The sequence below is a fragment of the Agromyces sp. NBRC 114283 genome (genome assembly GCF_030268405.1).
In the GTDB taxonomy this organism is placed as follows: Bacteria; Actinomycetota; Actinomycetes; order Actinomycetales; family Microbacteriaceae; genus Agromyces; species Agromyces mediolanus.
Genome location: NZ_BSQP01000001.1, coordinates 834,005 through 849,736 on the forward strand (window position 1 = coordinate 834,005; position 15,732 = coordinate 849,736).

Sequence of the window (15,732 nt, forward strand, 5' to 3'; positions counted from 1 at the left end):
GTGGCCGGGCGCCGCCTGGGAACGGCGCCCGGCCGGGCTCAGGAGCGGTCGAGGACGCCGCGGGCTTCCTCGGCGGCCTGCTCGAGCGCGTCCTTCGCGGACAGGTCGCCGTTCAGCGCCGCCTGGATGTACGGCGCGAGGACGGCCATGACCTGGCGTGCGACGGGGGAGGGCTCGCCGGGGTTGGCGACGGCCAGCGCCGCGTCGAGTGCCTCGTAGTCGGCGCCTTCGCCCGGGGCGGCGACGTCGGTGCGGGTCGGGAAGTTGCCCGCCGCGGCGTTCAGCGACGCCTGCTGCTCCGGGGAGGTCAGGAAGTCGAGTACCGCGTACGCGGCCTCGCGGTTCTCCCGCTTGGCGATCGAAGTGAGTGCGAGGAGACCGGGATTGCCGTAGGTGGCCTGCACGCGGCCCTCGAGCGGTTCGCCGAGCACGACGTTCTCCTCGCCGAGGGCCGCGCGCATCTGAGCGACCTCGGGGAGGAAGGTGGTGGCCCGCATGGCGACCTTGCCGGCAGCGATGGGCGCCCCTTCGACCGCGGGGCCGGCCGCGGCGGCGTCGGCGGGCAGCCCGCCGGCCTGCTTCAGGTCGACGAGGAACTGCAGCGCCTGCACTCCGGCCTTCGAGTCGAAGGCGATGTCGCTGCCGTCCTCGCTGAAGACGGTGCCGCCCGCCTGCCACAGGAAGGGGTAGAACGAGAGGTTCAGGGTCTGCTCCGGGCTGCCGGCGTAGTCCATCACCGCGACGCCCTGCTCGGCGAGCACCGGCGCGGCGGCGAGCACCTCGTCCCAGGTGCGGGGCAGTTCGAGTCCGGCATCCGCGAAGACCTTCGTGTTGTAGGCCGTCGTGTAGACGTTCTGGAAGAGCGGCACCCCGTAGAGCTCGTCGTCGAAGGTCGCGGCCTCGAGGGTGCCCGGGTAGAAGGCGTCCCGGCTCTCGGTGAGGGCGTCGTCGACGGGGAGGAGCCCGCCCACGGTCAGGTAGGTCGCGGCCTGGTCGGGCGTGATGAGCACGAGGTCGGGACCGGAGTTCGCGGCCAGCGCCGCGGAGATCTGCGCGTCGCGCTTCTCGAAGACCTGCAGCTCGATCGTGAGGTCGACGCCGGGGTTCGCCTCTTCGAAGGCGGCCTCGGTGTCGGCCCAGTACTGCTTCGACTTCGCCTCGTCCTTGATGACGGGGTACATCCACATCGTCACCTCGCCGGTGACCTCGCCGTCGGCGGCCTCGGGGGAGGCGCCGCCGTTCGATGCGCAGGCGGTCAGCGCCAGCGCGCCGATCGCGGCGACGGCGGCGAATCGGATCGCTCGTCTGCTCATGTGCGTACGTTCCTTCTCTCTACCCCGCCAGGCGACGTCGCCGACGGGTTCTGGGGTGGGTTCCGGGTGGGGAGGGGATCGGGGGATGCCGCAGCTGCGGCGGTGTCGCGGCCGGCGGTATCGCGGCCGGCCGCGTCCACGAGGCCGGCGAGGGCGAGCTCGTGCCGGCGGTGCCCGGGCTCCGGCGCGAGCAGCGGGTCGTCGTTTCGGCGCATCCAGTCGAGCAGAGTCGCCGCGAGCGCCGGGAGCTCGGCCGGCTCCGGATCTGCGCCGGCGAGGTTGCGCCGCTCCTCGGGGTCGTCGACGAGGTCGTAGAGCTCGAGGGCCGGGCTCGTGCCGACGCTCGGCCCGGCGAGGTCGGCGGGCAGGCTGCGGTGGACCCACGACTGGGTCGGGTCCATCGAGCGCGGCGCGTTCGAGAAGTTCGCGATGAGCTTGTGCGAGGGACTGCGCACCGAACGCTTCGGGTCGTAGTAGGTGTGGAAGGTGAGCTGCCCGAAGGTGTGGCGGCGCGCCGGGCGGCCCTCTTCGACGAGGGGCACGAGGCTCGCGCCCGCGAGCCCGGCGGGCGGTTCGAGCCCGGCCAGTTCGAAGAGGGTCGGCACGACGTCGACGTGGCTGACCTGCGCCGTGATGCGGCGGCCGGCCCAGCCGCTCCGGCCTGGCGCTCTGAGCAGCATCGCGACCTCGAGTCCGGCGTCGTACAGCGTGCACTTCGCACGCGGCAGCGCGAGTCCGTGGTCGGTGGTGAAGAGCACGATGGTCCGCTCGGCGAGCCCGAGCCGGTCGAGGTGTGCGAGCACCCGGCCGACGCCCTCGTCCATGTGCGCGACCGCGCCCTGCAGCTCGGCCATCTCCTCGCGGGCGCCGTCGTCGTCGACGAGGAAGGGCGGCACGGTGACGCCGCGCGAGTCGTCCGCCTCGACGGCGGAGCCGAGGAAACCCATCACACCGGGGCGGTCGCGCTCCGAGGGCACGCGGTGCGGTTCGGTGAAGCCGACCTGCAGGTAGAAGGGACGGGCGTCGGCAGCCGCGGCATCCAGCGCCTCGACCGCGCGCTCGACGACGAGATCGCGGTCGCCGCCGGTGCGGACCCGGTCGAAGCCGAGGCGTTCGGCGACCTCCGGGTCGGGCAGCACGCGCGATTCGTGCTGGACGCCGACGAGCTCGGTCCGGTAGCCGGCCCGGCCGAGGCGGCTCGCGAGGTGGCTGGACGGGTCGGCGAGGTCCCAGGCGAAGGGCTCGTGGGTGAGGCCGAGCACGCCGTTGCGCTGCGGGTAGGTGCCGGTGAAGAGCGAGGCGCGGGCGGGGCTGCAGTGCGGCGAGGTCGCGAAGGCCTGCTCGAAGACGACGGCCTCGCCCGCGAGCGCGTCGAGCGCCGGCGTCGACACCGTCGCGACGCCGTAGCTGCCGAGGAAGCGGCCGAGGTCGTGGCAGTGCAGGATCAGGATGCTGGCGGGCGCGGTCATCCCATCCGCTCCATCTGCCGGCGGGTGATGCGGTGCTCGAGCGGGCGTGCGTCGAGGAAGCGACGCACCTCGTCGACGACGATGCGGCCCGCGCGGCGGCGGGACTCGACGGTCGCCCCGCCGAGGTGCGGCGTGATCATGACGTTGGGCAGCGAGCGCCAGCGCTCGGGCAGGGGCTCGGTCTCGAAGACGTCGAGCGCGGCGTCGAGGCGGCCGGAGGTCACCTCCGCGTAGAGCGCGTCGGCGTCGAGCAGCTCGGCCCTCGCGGTGTTCACGACGAGGGCGCCATCGCGGAGCCGGGCGAGCTCGGCGGCGCCGATCATCCCGGCGGTCTCCGCCGTGGCCGGGGCGTGCAGGGCCAGCACCTCGGCGGCGTCGAGCAGCTCGTCGAGCCCGACGGCGTGCGTGAGCAGCGGGTCGCCGGCCGGCAGGTACGGGTCGTGCACGAGGACCTCGGCGCCGAGGGCGAGGCAGAGCTCGAGGTAGGCGCGGCCGGTGCGGCTCGCGCCGACGACGCCGATGCGCGCGCCGCGGATCTCGCGGGCGCGCGGCACCTGACGCGCGTCCGCCCAGGAGGCGCCGCCGCGCAGCGCGTGGTCGGTGCGCTCGGTGCGGCGCAGGAGGGTGAGGGTGAAGGTGAGCGCGAGCTCGGCGACGGCGGGCGCCATGGCCGCGCCGGCCTGGGACACGGGGATGCCCGCCGCCCAGAACGCGTCGCTCGTGATCGCGCGGAGCGAGGATGCCGCGTGCATGACGAAGCCGAGGCGGGGCGCCGCGGCGAGCCGCGCGGCGTCGAGGCGGGGGAAGCCCCAGGCGGTGATCGCGATGTCGGTGTCGGCCATCGCAGTGCGGAACGTCGCGGCGTCCGCGAGCTCCGCCGGAGCGAGGAACCGCAGTTCGCCGAGCTCGCGGAGCTCGGCGAGCAGCTCCTCCGGGAACATGGCGCGGGCCTCGGCCTCGGGCACGCTCAGCAGGATGCGGTGGGCGTCGGCGGACGTCGCTCGCGTCGCTGCTGGGGCAACTCCGTTGTCGGTCATGCGCAGTAGCGTACGTCGGCGTTGTTTCTTTTGTCAATGACTGAAATAATGGGATGCGCGTGCCGCGGCCTCGGATTCCGGCGGTGGCGGCGGCAGAATGGAGCATCCGTGTCAGCGAGGAGAAGGCGGTCGGCGATGAAGCTGCGCACCGGCAGCAAGGCGCTCATCCGGGAGATCAACGAGTCCCTCGTGCTCGACGTCGTCCGCGCGGAGGGGCCGGTCGCCCGCGGCGTGATCGCCGCCCGCACCGGGCTCAGCGCGGCGACCATCACCGGCATCACCGCGCAGCTGCTCGGCGCCGGCCTGCTCCAGGAGACCGACGTCGTACGCCGCACCGGCGGCCGGCCGGCCCGCCTCCTGCAGCTCGGCGTCGACGCAGTCTTCGCCGTCGGCGCCCGGGTGTCCGCCGGAGAGGTGGTGCTCGCCCTCGTCGACCTCGGCGGAGCGATCGTCGCCACCGAACGGATCCCGCTCGACTCGACCGCCCCCGGCGACGTCCTCGACGCCGTCGCGTCGGGCGTCGAGCGGCTCAGCGGGGCACGGTCCGCCGGTGAGCTGATCGGCGTCGGCGTCGCGGTGTCCGGCATGGTCGACAGCGAGCACGGCGTCGTGCGGCACAGCGGGACGCTCGGCTGGGAGGGGGTCCGCCTCGGCCCGCTGCTCGCCGAGCGGCTCGGACTGCCGGTGCGCGTCGACAGCTACGTGAACTCGGTGGCCGCCGGGGCGCTGCTCCTCGACGCACGACTCGAGGGCGAGAGCCTGCTCGTCTTCAGCGTCGGTGCGAGCCTCGGCGCCTCGGTCGTCGTCGACGGCCGGGTGCAGCAGGGGCACGCCGGGGCGGCCGGCGGGTTCGCGCACTGGCGCATCGGCACCGGCGCGGAGCCCGGTCGACCCTGCCACTGCGGCGCGGTCGACTGCCTCGAGACGCGGGCCAGCGCCTGGGGCATCGCCCGGGAGCTCGAACGCCGCCGGAGCGACGAGCCAGGGGCGGGCCGCGATGGGGAGGCTGCGCTGGAGGCTGCCGTCGCGGCCGAGGCCGCTGCGGCCCTCGGCCAGTCGATGGCGAACGCCTGCAAGCTCTTCGGCCCCGACCGGGTGATCCTCGCCTTCGCGCCGGAGGCCGACCGCGAGCGTCTCGCCGAGGCGACGGTCGCGGTGTTCGGCGAGCAGTTCGCTCACGAGCACGCGCCCGCCCCGCTCGTCGAGATCACGACGGCCGAGCCCATCGACCTCTCCAGGGGTGCCGCCTACGTGCTGCTCTCGCAGCTCTTCAACGCCGAGTACGCCATCGCCGCCTGACGCGTCCGCGCAGCGCAGCGCAGCGCTCCGCCCCGCCCCCGACTTGCCCAGCTTTCATGAAAGTCGGGCAACCCTGGACACGATCCCCGGGTCGGGGTCAGCCGCGCAGGCGGGTGAGCAGCTCCCCGTACCGGGCGGCGGTGCGCTCGACGACGTCCTGCGGCAGGGCGGGCGGCTCCTGCCCGGCGGAACGGTCCCAGTTGGCGCTCAGCCAGTCGCGCACGATCTGCTTGTCGAAGCTCGCGAGCCGCTCGGCGAGCGGGGCGTCGGTGCGGGCGTAGGCCTCGGCATCCCAGTAGCGGCTCGAGTCGCTCGTGAGCACCTCGTCGCCGAGCGTGACGATGCCCGTCTCGCGGTCGGCGCCGAACTCGAACTTCGTGTCGGCGAGGATGACGCCGTGCGCCTCGGCGATCGCGGAAGCCTTCGCGAAGACCTCGAGCGAGATGGTGCGCAGCTGCTCGGCGACGACCTCGCCGACCAGTTCGACGGTGCGCTCGTACGACACGTTCACGTCGTGCTCGCCGACCGGCGCCTTCCAGGCCGGGGTGTACACCGGCTCGGGCAGCTTGTCGCCGTCGGAGAGGCCCGCGGGCAGCGGCATCCCGCCGATCGCGCCCGTCTGCAGGTACTCCTGGTAGCCGCCGCCGGTGAGGTAGCCGCGCACGACGCACTCCACCGGGAACATGTCGAGCGTGCGGCACACGGTCGCCCGCGGGGCGACCTCGGCGGGCACGGGCGGCAGCTCGAAGCGGTCGTCGTGGGGCTGCACGAGGTGGTTCGGCACCTCGGGCAGCTGATCGAACCACCAGTGCGTGAGCTCGGTCAGCAGCGCGCCCTTGCCGGGGATGGCGGGGTCGAGGACCCGGTCGAAGGCGCTCACCCGGTCGCTCGCGACGACGAGCACGATGGGGGAGCGCCGCAGCGGATCGCCCGTCCACGTGTCGTCGTCGTCGGGCGTGGCCGCGGGCACGTAGAGGTCGCGGACTTTGCCGGAGTAGACGTGCTGCCAGCCGGGCAGTTCGGGGGCGTTCGTCATCCGTCGGGCCTCTCTCAGTCGGCGACGCGGGCCGCGATGTCGGTACGGTACTGCCCGCCGTCGAGGCGGATGCGTCCGATGGCGTCGTAGGCGCGGCGGCGGGCCTCGGCGAAGTCCTCGCCGACGGCGACGACGTTCAGCACGCGGCCGCCGGTCGCGACGAGCCCGGGGGCCTCGTCGTCGGCGGCCACGGCGGTCGCGGCGTGCGCGAGGTGCACACCGGGCACCTCGGCGGCCTGGTCGATGCCCTCGATCGCGCGACCCGTCTCGGGCCGCTCGGGGTAGCCCTCACTCGCGAGCACGACCGTGACGGCCGCCTCGGGGCGGAACTCCGGCTTCGGCAGCCCGCCGAGTCCGCCGGTCGCGGCAGCGAGCAGCAGCCCGGACAGCGGCGTCGCGAGGCGGGGCAGCACGACCTGCGTCTCCGGGTCGCCGAAGCGTGCGTTGAACTCGATGACGCGGATGCCGCGGCTGGTGAGGATGAGGCCCGCGTAGAGCAGCCCGGCGAAGGGCGTGCCCTCGGCGGCGAGCTGGCGCACGGTCGGCAGGGCGATCGACTCGATGACCTCGTCGACGAAGGCCTCCTCGCTGCCGAACACGTCGCCGCGGCCGTTGGTGGCGCCGGCGAGCCAGGGCAGCGGCGAGTAGGCGCCCATGCCGCCGGTGTTCGGGCCCTGATCGGCGTCGAGCAGGCGCTTGTAGTCCTGCGCCGGGGAGAGTGGCAGCACGTGCTCGCCGTCGGAGAGGAGGAACAGCGACACCTCGGGGCCGTCGAGGAACTCCTCGACGAGCACGGGGCCCTGCTGCAGGTAGTGCGCGGCGTGGGCGAGTGCGGCCTCGCGGTCCTCGGTGACGAGCACGCCCTTGCCGGCGGCGAGGCCGTCGGCCTTCACGACGTAGGGGGCGCCGAACTCGTCGAGCGTGCGGGCGACCTCGTCGAGCTCCGCGGCGCGGACGGCGCGGCCGGTCGGCACGTTCGCGGCATCCATGACGCGCTTCGCGAAGGTCTTCGAGCCCTCGAGCGCGGCGGCCTCGCGGTTCGGGCCGAAGACGGGCAGGCCGGCGGCGCGGAGCGCGTCGGCGACGCCCGCGACGAGCGGCGCCTCGGGGCCGACGACGACGAGCTCGATGCCGTGCTCGCGTGCGTAGTCGGTGACGACGGCGGGGTCGGTCGGGTCGAGCGCGATGGTCGTGACGCTGCCGCGCGCGGAGTCGGTCGGCGAGCCCGCGATGCCCGCGTTGCCGGGGGCCGCGACGATCTCGTGACCGGCCTCCTCGTCGAGCAGGGCGAGGATGATGGCGTGCTCGCGCGCGCCCGAGCCGAGGACGAGGATCTTCACCCCCACAGGCTACCGCGAGGGAGAATGGCGGGATGGCACGGGCGAGGATCGATGACATCGCAGGACGCGACGCGGTCGCGGAGTGGGTGCGCGAGGGCGACGGCACCGCGCGTCCGGTGCTCGCGCTCGCGGTGCGCTACACCCTGCAGCTGCTCGCCGAGCTGTCCCCCGGCGGCACGGTCGAGGTGCGGGTGCCCCCGTTCGGCGCCGTGCAGTGCATCGAGGGGCCGCGCCACACGCGCGGCACCCCGCCGAACGTCGTCGAGACGGATGCCTCGACCTGGCTCGGCCTCGCCACCGGTCGCGCCTCGTGGGGAGAGGCGCGGGGGAGCGGGCGGGTCCACGCCTCCGGGCAGCGCGCCGACCTCGAGGGGCACGTGCCGGTCATCGGCGACCCGGCCCGCTGAGCCATGGCCCGCTGAGCCTGTCGAAGCGGCCGCGTGGTTCGCTCAGCTCGTCGAAGCGTTGGTTCGCTGAGCTTGTCGAAGCGGCCATCTCCTCGACGAGCTCGGGGAACCAGGTCTGGTTCGCTGAGCTTGTCGAAGCGTTGGTTCGCTGAGCTTGTCGAAGCGGCCATCCCCTCGACGAGCTCGGGGAACCACCCCGCCCCTCGGCGGGCTCGGGGAACCAACTGGCCCCTCGACGGGCTCGGGGAACCAGGTGGCGTCAGCGGATCGGCAGCACGAGCGGCACGCCCGTGCTCGGGTGCGGCAGCACCTCGACGGCCTGCCCGTAGACGGCCTCGATCCGCTCGGCCGTCAGCACCTCGGCGGGGGCGCCGGTGGCGACGACCCGCCCGCCGCGCAGCAGCGTGATGTCGTCGGCGTACGCCGCGGCGAGGTTCAGGTCGTGCAGTACGACGAGCACGGTGTCGCCGCGCTGCGCGTGCGAGCGGGCGAGCCGCAGCACGTCCTCCTGGTGCTTGAGGTCGAGCGCGGCGGTGGGCTCGTCGAGCATCAGCACGGGGGTGCGCTGGGCGAGCACCCGGGCGAGCGCGACGCGGGCCCGCTCGCCGCCGGAGAGCGAGGGCACCGTGCGGTGCGCGAGGTGCGAGACATCCGTCACCGCGAGCGCGTCGTCGACGATCGCGTCGTCCAGCTCGGCCTCCGGACTCCTCGCCCAGGGGTGCCGGCCCATCGCGACGACCTCGCGCACCGGGAACGGGAAGGAGACGCGGTGGTCCTGCGTGAGCACCGCGCGCTCGCGGGCGAGCGCCTTCGGGCTGCGGCCGGCGAGCGGGGCGTCGCCGAGCCGCACCTCGCCGCTCGCGGCGGGCAGGTCGCCGGACAGGGCGGCGAGCAGGGTCGACTTGCCGGCGCCGTTCGGGCCGATGAGCGCGTGCACCCGCCCCGCGTGCGCGGCGAAGTCCACCTCGTGCAGCAGCCTGGCGCCGTCGATCTCGACGCACAGGCTGCGCGCCTCGAGCGCGGCCGGCCGGGTCATCCCCAGCCTCCCGAGCGGCGGCGGGTGCGCAGCAGCAGCCAGAAGAAGAAGGGGCCGCCGATGAGCGAGGTGAGCATGCCGATCGGCAGCTCCGCCATGGGTACGAGGGTGCGCGCCGCGAGGTCGGCGAGGAGCAGCAGCAGGGCGCCGCCGAGCGCGCTCGCGATGAGCAGCGGCCGGTGCGCGGGGCCGATCGCCATGCGCATGAGGTGCGGCACGATGAGCCCGACGAAGCCGATGATGCCGGCGAAGGCGACGGCCGAGCAGACGAGGACGGCGACGAGCACGATCGAGGTGATCCGCACGGCCTCGACCCGCACGCCGAGGTGGCGGGCACCGCGCTCGCCGAGGGAGAACAGGTCGAGGGTGCGGCCGAGCAGGAGCGCTCCGGTGATCGCGACCGCGATGAGCGGCAGCATCACGGCGACCTCCTGCCAGCGGGCGCCGTTCAGCGAGCCGAGCTGCCAGAACACGATCTCCTCGCGTGAGCCGGAGTCGCCCAGGAAGGTGAGGAACGCGAGCGCCCCGCCCGCGAAGGCGTTGATCGCGATGCCGGTGAGCAGCAGGGTCACGACCTCGGTGCGGCCGCCCGCCCGACTCGTGAAGTAGACGAGCAGGGTCGTGAGCAGGCCGGCGACGAAGGCGGCGCCCGCGGTGACGAGGTCGCCCGCGGCGGTCCAGCCGAAGACGATCGCGCTCGCGGCGCCGAGCGCCGCGCCCGAGGAGACGCCGACGACACCGGGTTCGGCGAGCGGGTTCGCGAAGATGGCCTGCATGACGGTGCCCGCGACGGCGAGGGCCGCCCCGATGAGCACGGCCATGGCGACGCGGGGGAAGCGGATGTTCCAGAGCGCCGAGTCGGCGTTCGGCACGGTCTCCGGGGCGTTCGAGAGGCCGAGGCCGCGCAGGATCGAGGCCCACACCTCGCCGGGCGGGATGGCGAGCTGGCCGGTGCCCGCGGCGACGACCGCCGCGACGACGAGGCCGAGGGCGAGCCCGGTGAACAGCAGGGTGCGGCGGGTGCGCAGCGTCACCCGGCCGCTCGGCGGCGCGGTGACGGTGTCGAGCGGCGCGCGGTTCGTGCCGGCGTCGCTCGTACCCGCCTCGGCCGTGCCGGTCACGGCAGCGGGCCGGACTGCGTCGGCGCCCACACCGCGCGGGCCAGCGCCTCGACGATGTGCGGGGCGCGCGGGCCGAAGCTCAGGATCTCGGTGTCGGCCATGTCGACGAAGCGGCGGTGCTCGCCCGCCGGCGTCGAGGCGAGGGCTGGCACCCGCTCGAGCAGGCCGTCGACGCCGCCGACGGACTCGAGCCCGTCGGTCATGAGGAGCACGACGTCGGGCTGGGCGGCCACGAGCGCCTCGGCGGTCACGGGGCGCATGCCCTTCCAGCCGATCTCGCCGGCGATGTCGACGCCGCCGATCGCCTCGATGAGGGCGTCGGCGCCGGACTCCTCGCCGAAGAGGTAGTAGACGTTCGCGGAGCCGCGCACGTAGAGGAACAGCACGCGCGGGCGCACCTCGGGATCGGCCGGCACCGCGGCGTCGATCTCGGCGGTCGTGCGCGCCAGCTCCTCGTCGACCTGGGCCGCGAGCAGAGCGCCGCGCTCTGGCACGCCGAGCGCGGTCGAGACCTGCTCGATGAGCACGTCGATCGTGTCCAGGCTGCGCTCGGAGGTGGTGAGCACGACGGGGATGCCGGCGTCGCGGAGCTGGTCGAGCACGTCGAGGGGGCCGAGCGTAGTATCGGTGATGACGACGCTCGGGTCGAGGGCGAGGATCGCCTCGGCGGTGATGCTGTGACCGCCGTGCGTGACGACGGGCAGCGCGGCCGCCTCGGCGAAGCCGGTCGAGCCGTCGCGGCCGACGACGCGGTCGCCGAGGCCGAGACCGAAGACGGTCGCCGCGAGCGAGCCGGAGATGTCGAGGGGGAGGATGCGCGAGGCATCCTCGACCGTGACCTCGTTGCCCTTCGCGTCGGTGACCGTGACCGGCAGGGCCGGCTGCTCGTCGCTCTCGACGACCGGGAGGGCGGAGTCGGCGAGGCAGGCGGTCGACTCGCCGACGGTCTCGCGCGGCGTCTGCTCGATGGCGAGCTCGGCGAAGGGCACCTCGGCGTCGACGCAGTTCGGGGCGACGGCCGCGGGCCCGGCTGCAGCGCCGGTGGCGCACCCGCTGAGCAGCACGACGGCGAGGGTCGCGAGAGCCGCGAGGCGCGTGCGCGCCGAGCGGGGGCTGGTGCGTGAGGTCATCGGAGTGAGGTTAGCCTACCCTCAATATTGACAGGGCGTCAGCGCGAGGCATAGGTTCGTCTTAGCCAAGCCTAACCTCAATTGGTTTCCCCCGATCACCACCACTGAAAGCCGCGCTCGCCGACGTGCGCCGCGCGGCTTCGTCATGCCTGGAGGACCGCGTCGTGAAGACACCGTCACCGACCACCGCTCGATCGGCGACCCGCGCCGGAACAGTGACCCGCTGGCTCGCGAGCGGGCTCGCCGCCCTGCTCGTCGCGGGCGGCTCGCTCATGTCGACGGGCCCCGCGCTCGCCGAGGAGGCGACGCCGTCGCCGGCTCCGCTCGTCGCGGAAGCGCCGGCCGCGCCCGCGGACTCGAGCACTGAGGGCGACGCGGCGGGGTCGGGTTCGCCCGAGGCATCCCCCGCGCCGGACGCCCCGGCGACGGAGGCTGCGCCGGAGGCCGAGACCGCGCCGCTCGCCGAGACCCCGGCCGCGCCGGCCGCCGACGCCCCCGCTGCCGCGCCGCTCGCGGCCGCAGCGCCGCAGCTCACGATCTCCCCGGCGAACGACGTCGACCCGGCGGTGCAGCAGGTGTTCACGGTGACCGGCACCGGCTTCGTCGGCGAGGGCGCGAAGAACGGCGCCTACCTGCTGATCGGCGAGACCGGCATCTGGGCCGGTGAGGGCCCGCTCGTCTCCGAGGGCTGGCTCGCGCAGAGCTGGGTGATGCCGCGCGAGATCGTCGACGGCACCTTCACGAAGTCGATCACGATCGCCGCGGGCACCTTCGACCCCGCCAAGAGCTACACGGTCGCCTCGTCGGCCGCGCACGAGCTCTCGGCCACCGACCGCTCGCTCGACGCGTTCGCCCCCATCACTGTGAAGCAGCCGGTGGTGCCGACGGTGTCGGTGTCGAAGACGACGGGGCTGGATGCGGCCGGTGAGGTCGTGACGGTGACGGGGACCGGGTTCTCGCCGGTGTCGCCGTCGACGGATGGCACGCGGCCGCCGCTGGCGGGCAAGTTCGGTGGGGCGTATGTGGTGTTCGGCTCGTTCCTGGACGTGTGGCAGCCGAGTGCCGGGGCGCCGTCCTCGGCGCGGGTCGTGGATTCGCAGAAGTGGGTCGTGAACCCTGAGGATGTCGCGACGATCGGTGGGGCGGCGCGCGGCGCGGTCGCGATCGAGGCGGATGGCTCGTTCCGGGTCGAGTTGACGGTGCGCGAGTTCGAGAAGGCTCTGGCCGATGGGAACTATGGCATCGCGACCTACTCGGGTGGCGGGGCGAAGCACGCCGGGTTCGAGACGTTCACCCCGATCGAGTTCGCCGCGGCACCGGTGGTGCCGGCGGTGTCGGTGTCGAAGACGACGGGGCTGGATGCGGCCGGTGAGGTCGTGACGGTGTCGGGCACCGGGTTCTCGCCGGTGTCGCCGTCGACGGATGGCACGCGGCCGCCGCTGGCGGGCAAGTTCGGTGGCGCGTACGTGGTGTTCGGCTCGTTCCTGGACGTGTGGCAGCCGAGCGTCGGGGCGCCGTCGTCGGCGCGGGTCGTGGATTCGCAGAAGTGGGTCGTGAACCCGGAGGATGTCGCGACGATCGGTGGGGCGGCGCGTGGCGCGGTCGCGATCGAGGCGGATGGCTCGTTCCGGGTCGAGTTGACGGTGCGCGAGTTCGAGAAGGCCTTGGCCGACGGGAACTACGGCATCGCCACGTACTCGGGCGGCGGGGCGAAGCACGCCGGGTTCGAGACGTTCACCCCGATCGAGTTCGCCGCCGCGCCGGTGGTGCCGAAGCTCACGATCTCCCCGTCGACGGACGTCGACTCGACGGTCGAGCAGACCTTCACGGTGAAGGGCACCGGCTACCTCGGCGCCGGTGCGGCGATGGGCGCCTACGTGCTCATCGGCGACGCGACGATCTGGACCGGTGACGGCCCGCTCGTCGCCGACGGCTGGCTCGCGCAGGCGTGGGTGACGCCGAACCAGATCGTCGACGGGGCGTTCAGCATCGACGTGAAGGTGCCCGCCACGTCGTTCGATCCGGCCAAGGCGTACACCGTCGCCTCCTCGGCGGCGCACGCGCTGTCGGCCACCGACCGCTCGCTCGACGCCTTCGCGCCGATCACGATCGCTCCGGTGAAGCCGAAGCCGACGCTCACCGTCACCCCGGCGACCGAGGTCGACCCGAACGCGGCGCAGACCTTCACGGTCACCGGCGCGAACTACCTGGGTGACGGGGCCGCGCAGGGCGTGTACGTGCTGCTCGGCGACGCGACCATCTGGACCGGTGACGGCGCCCTCGTCGCGGACGGCTGGACCGCGATGGACTGGGTCACGCCGAGCCAGATCGTCGATGGCGCGTTCACCGTCGAGCTGAAGGTGCCGGCCAAGTCCTTCGACCCGGCCAAGCGCTACACCGTGGCGACCTCGGCCGCGCACGGACTCTCGGTCTTCAACCGCACCATGGACGCCTTCGCGCCCATCACGCTGAAGGCCGACGCGCCGAACCCGAAGCTCACGGTCACCCCGTCGAAGGACGTGGATGCCTCGAAGGCGCAGACCTTCACGGTCAGCGGCACGGGCTACACCGGTGCCGGCGCGGCGAACGGCGCGTACGTGCTGCTGGGCGACGCGACGATCTGGGCCGGTCAGGGCCCGCTCGTCGCCGAGGGCTGGCTCGCGATGGGCTGGGTCAAGCCCCACGAGATCGTGGATGGCGCCTTCTCGATCGAGCTGAAAGTGCCCGCCGGGAAGTTCGACGCGAAGAAGCGCTACACGGTCGCCTCGTCGGCGGCGCACTCGCTCTCCGCGACCGACCGTTCACTCGACGCCTTCGCGGCGATCACGGTGAAGGGCGGCACGGTCACGCCCCCGGTCGAACCGAAGCCGCCGGTGACGCCCACGAACCCGGGCACCACCAATCCGGTCGCGAGTGGCTCGCTCAGCTGGGGCGTCAGCTCCACCTTCCGTGCCTACATCACCGGTCCCACCGCCCGGGGATCGATCACCGTCGGCTCCGGGGCGACGCAGGCCGGCGGCGTGTTCCAGTTCGGCCAGACGGGCGGCAGCTTCAACGCCGCGAGCGGCACGGGCACGGCGGACTACGCGGGCTCGGTGCGCTTCACCGGGCACGGCGGCATCCTCGACGTCACCTTCGCGAACCCGACGCTCCGCGTGACGGGCGCGACGAGCGCGGTGCTCGAGGTCACGGCGAACGGCTCCCGGGTCGACCTCGCCACGGTCGACCTCGGCGCAGCCGCCAAGTCGACGGTCGGCGGCGCGACCCGCTTCGCCGGCGCCCCCGCCACGCTGACCGCGGCCGGTGCGGCCGCGTTCCAGGGCTACTACGGCAGCGGGAAGGCGCTCGATCCGATCACGGCGGTGATCGGCACCCCCGGTGCCGCGCCCGCCGGCAGCACCGGCACCACGGCCTCGGCCGCGCCGGCGTCCGCCGCGAAGCCCGTGCCGCTCACGCCCCCGGCGACCAGCGGCATCCAGCTCGCCCCGGCCGTGCTCGCCGACCTCGTCGCGGGCAAGCCGGTGACGATCTCGGTGGACGGCTTCGAGCCGAACGAGACCGGCATCATGGTGGTCGTCTACTCGACGCCGACCGTGCTGGCCGAGAACCTCACGGCCGACGCGAACGGCGTCGTGACCTGGACGGGTTCGCTGCCCGCCGGGCTCGAGCCGGGCGAGCACACGCTCACCTTCCAGGGTTCGATCTCGAAGGGCGTCGTGTTCACCGTCGCGGCGTCCGCGAACCAGTGCCTCGTGACCGACGGCACGCTCGACTGGGGCTTCAAGGCGAGCTTCCTGCAGTACCTCGAGAGCGGCATCGCGAACGGCACGTGGACCGTGACGGGCGCGAGCGAGCGGGACGGCCGCTTCGCCTTCACCGGCGGCACCGGCCCGATCGACGCGAAGACCCTGCGCGGCGTGGTGGCGTTCCCCGGCTCGGTCGAGTTCACCGGCCACGACGGCGCGCTCGACACGACGATCGCGAACCCGAAGCTCGAGTTCGCGAGCGCCGAGGAGGCGTACCTGCTGCTCGACGTGACGGGCACCACGCAGGACGGCGCGCCCGTCGAGGCGAAGGGCGTGCGCTTCGCCGAGCTCGAACTGTCGGGCCTCGCCGTGGACGGCACCACCCTCGCCGCGAGCGACGTGCCGGCCGTGCTCACCGAGCAGGGCGCCGCCGCCTTCGGCACCTACGCCGCGGGCGAGGAGCTCGACCCGGTGACGTTCAGCCTCACCCTGCCGGCCGACTGCGGGGTGGCGGCCCCGGCCGTCGCCACCGACGACGGCGAGGTGCAGCGCACGGATGCCGGGGGCGCCGAGGTCGCCGAGACGGCCGGCGTCAGCCCGTGGCTGATCTGGGGCGGGGTCGCGCTGCTGCTGATCGTCGTCGCGATCGTGCTGCTCGTGCTGCTCCGCCGCCGCGCGGCGGCGCGCACGGGGGCGTAGCCCGCCGCGGCATCCGAAGTCCGGCGCCGGCCGGGAGTCGTGGGGACTCCCGGCCGGCGCCGTTTCCGTCCCGGTCCCGGGGCGTCGGGCCGATGCGGG

11 protein-coding genes are annotated in these 15,732 nt (G+C 73.9%); 3 read left to right on the forward strand and 8 right to left on the reverse strand.

The window, feature by feature from the left end:
* Positions 1-38: 38 nt before the first annotated feature.
* Genes QSJ60_RS04030 through QSJ60_RS04040 form a run of 3 tightly spaced genes read right to left on the reverse strand, consistent with a single transcriptional unit; the run spans position 39 to position 3,819 of the window.
* The gene (locus QSJ60_RS04030) at positions 39-1,313 is read right to left on the reverse strand and encodes a sugar ABC transporter substrate-binding protein (protein WP_285462697.1); all 1,275 of its coding nucleotides are present in this window, start codon (positions 1,311-1,313) and stop codon (positions 39-41) included.
* Positions 1,310-2,782, reverse strand: coding sequence for a sulfatase family protein (locus tag QSJ60_RS04035; RefSeq protein WP_285462698.1), 1,473 nt, complete (start codon positions 2,780-2,782; stop codon positions 1,310-1,312). The genes QSJ60_RS04030 and QSJ60_RS04035 overlap by 4 nt, the downstream gene beginning before the upstream one ends.
* Positions 2,779-3,819, reverse strand: coding sequence for an NAD(P)-dependent oxidoreductase (locus QSJ60_RS04040; protein ID WP_285462699.1), 1,041 nt, complete (start codon positions 3,817-3,819; stop codon positions 2,779-2,781). Before QSJ60_RS04040 ends, QSJ60_RS04035 begins: the two co-directional genes overlap by 4 nt.
* A gap of 135 nt (positions 3,820-3,954) precedes the next feature.
* Here QSJ60_RS04040 and QSJ60_RS04045 point away from each other — a divergent pair, with 135 nt between their 5' ends.
* Complete coding sequence (locus QSJ60_RS04045) at positions 3,955-5,118, forward strand: ROK family protein (RefSeq protein WP_285462700.1); 1,164 nt, start codon at positions 3,955-3,957, stop codon at positions 5,116-5,118.
* A 97-nt stretch (positions 5,119-5,215) separates the two neighbouring features.
* On the opposite strand, the gene QSJ60_RS04050 is transcribed toward QSJ60_RS04045, so the two are convergent.
* Both QSJ60_RS04050 and purD read right to left on the reverse strand, forming a co-directional pair.
* Positions 5,216-6,154, reverse strand: a complete 939-nt coding sequence (locus tag QSJ60_RS04050) for a phosphoribosylaminoimidazolesuccinocarboxamide synthase (protein ID WP_285462701.1) — start codon at positions 6,152-6,154, stop codon at positions 5,216-5,218.
* 14 nt (positions 6,155-6,168) lie between these two features.
* Positions 6,169-7,494, reverse strand: a complete 1,326-nt coding sequence (purD, locus tag QSJ60_RS04055) for a phosphoribosylamine--glycine ligase (protein ID WP_285462702.1) — start codon at positions 7,492-7,494, stop codon at positions 6,169-6,171.
* Positions 7,495-7,526: 32 nt separating this feature from the next.
* On the opposite strand from purD, the gene QSJ60_RS04060 reads away from it, so the two are divergent.
* Entirely contained in the window at positions 7,527-7,901 is a 375-nt protein-coding gene (locus tag QSJ60_RS04060; protein ID WP_285462703.1) for a sterol carrier family protein, read from the forward strand.
* 259 nt (positions 7,902-8,160) lie between these two features.
* Here QSJ60_RS04060 and QSJ60_RS04065 read toward each other — a convergent pair whose 3' ends face one another.
* The 3 genes from QSJ60_RS04065 to QSJ60_RS04075 are packed head-to-tail and all read right to left on the reverse strand — an operon-like array spanning position 8,161 to position 11,188.
* Complete coding sequence (locus QSJ60_RS04065; protein ID WP_230768254.1) at positions 8,161-8,937, reverse strand: heme ABC transporter ATP-binding protein; 777 nt, start codon at positions 8,935-8,937, stop codon at positions 8,161-8,163.
* The gene (locus tag QSJ60_RS04070; RefSeq protein ID WP_502871376.1) at positions 8,934-10,058 is read right to left on the reverse strand and encodes a FecCD family ABC transporter permease; all 1,125 of its coding nucleotides are present in this window, start codon (positions 10,056-10,058) and stop codon (positions 8,934-8,936) included. Before QSJ60_RS04070 ends, QSJ60_RS04065 begins: the two co-directional genes overlap by 4 nt.
* Entirely contained in the window at positions 10,055-11,188 is a 1,134-nt protein-coding gene (locus QSJ60_RS04075; protein ID WP_285462704.1) for a heme/hemin ABC transporter substrate-binding protein, read from the reverse strand. Before QSJ60_RS04075 ends, QSJ60_RS04070 begins: the two co-directional genes overlap by 4 nt.
* Positions 11,189-11,352: 164 nt before the next feature.
* Between QSJ60_RS04075 and QSJ60_RS04080 the strand changes: the two genes are divergently transcribed.
* The gene (locus QSJ60_RS04080; RefSeq protein ID WP_285462705.1) at positions 11,353-15,633 is read left to right on the forward strand and encodes an HtaA domain-containing protein; all 4,281 of its coding nucleotides are present in this window, start codon (positions 11,353-11,355) and stop codon (positions 15,631-15,633) included.
* Positions 15,634-15,732 lie beyond the last annotated feature (99 nt).

What these genes read in the sequence shown, in the direction of transcription:
- QSJ60_RS04030 (WP_285462697.1), bottom strand. Translation starts at nt 1,313, where the DNA reads ATGAGCAGACGAGCGATCCGATTCGCCGCCGTCGCCGCGATCGGCGCG.
- QSJ60_RS04035 (WP_285462698.1), bottom strand. Translation starts at nt 2,782, where the DNA reads ATGACCGCGCCCGCCAGCATCCTGATCCTGCACTGCCACGACCTCGGC.
- QSJ60_RS04040 (WP_285462699.1), bottom strand. Translation starts at nt 3,819, where the DNA reads ATGACCGACAACGGAGTTGCCCCAGCAGCGACGCGAGCGACGTCCGCC.
- QSJ60_RS04045 (WP_285462700.1), top strand. Translation starts at nt 3,955, where the DNA reads ATGAAGCTGCGCACCGGCAGCAAGGCGCTCATCCGGGAGATCAACGAG.
- QSJ60_RS04050 (WP_285462701.1), bottom strand. Translation starts at nt 6,154, where the DNA reads ATGACGAACGCCCCCGAACTGCCCGGCTGGCAGCACGTCTACTCCGGC.
- QSJ60_RS04060 (WP_285462703.1), top strand. Translation starts at nt 7,527, where the DNA reads ATGGCACGGGCGAGGATCGATGACATCGCAGGACGCGACGCGGTCGCG.
- QSJ60_RS04065 (WP_230768254.1), bottom strand. Translation starts at nt 8,937, where the DNA reads ATGACCCGGCCGGCCGCGCTCGAGGCGCGCAGCCTGTGCGTCGAGATC.
- QSJ60_RS04075 (WP_285462704.1), bottom strand. Translation starts at nt 11,188, where the DNA reads ATGACCTCACGCACCAGCCCCCGCTCGGCGCGCACGCGCCTCGCGGCT.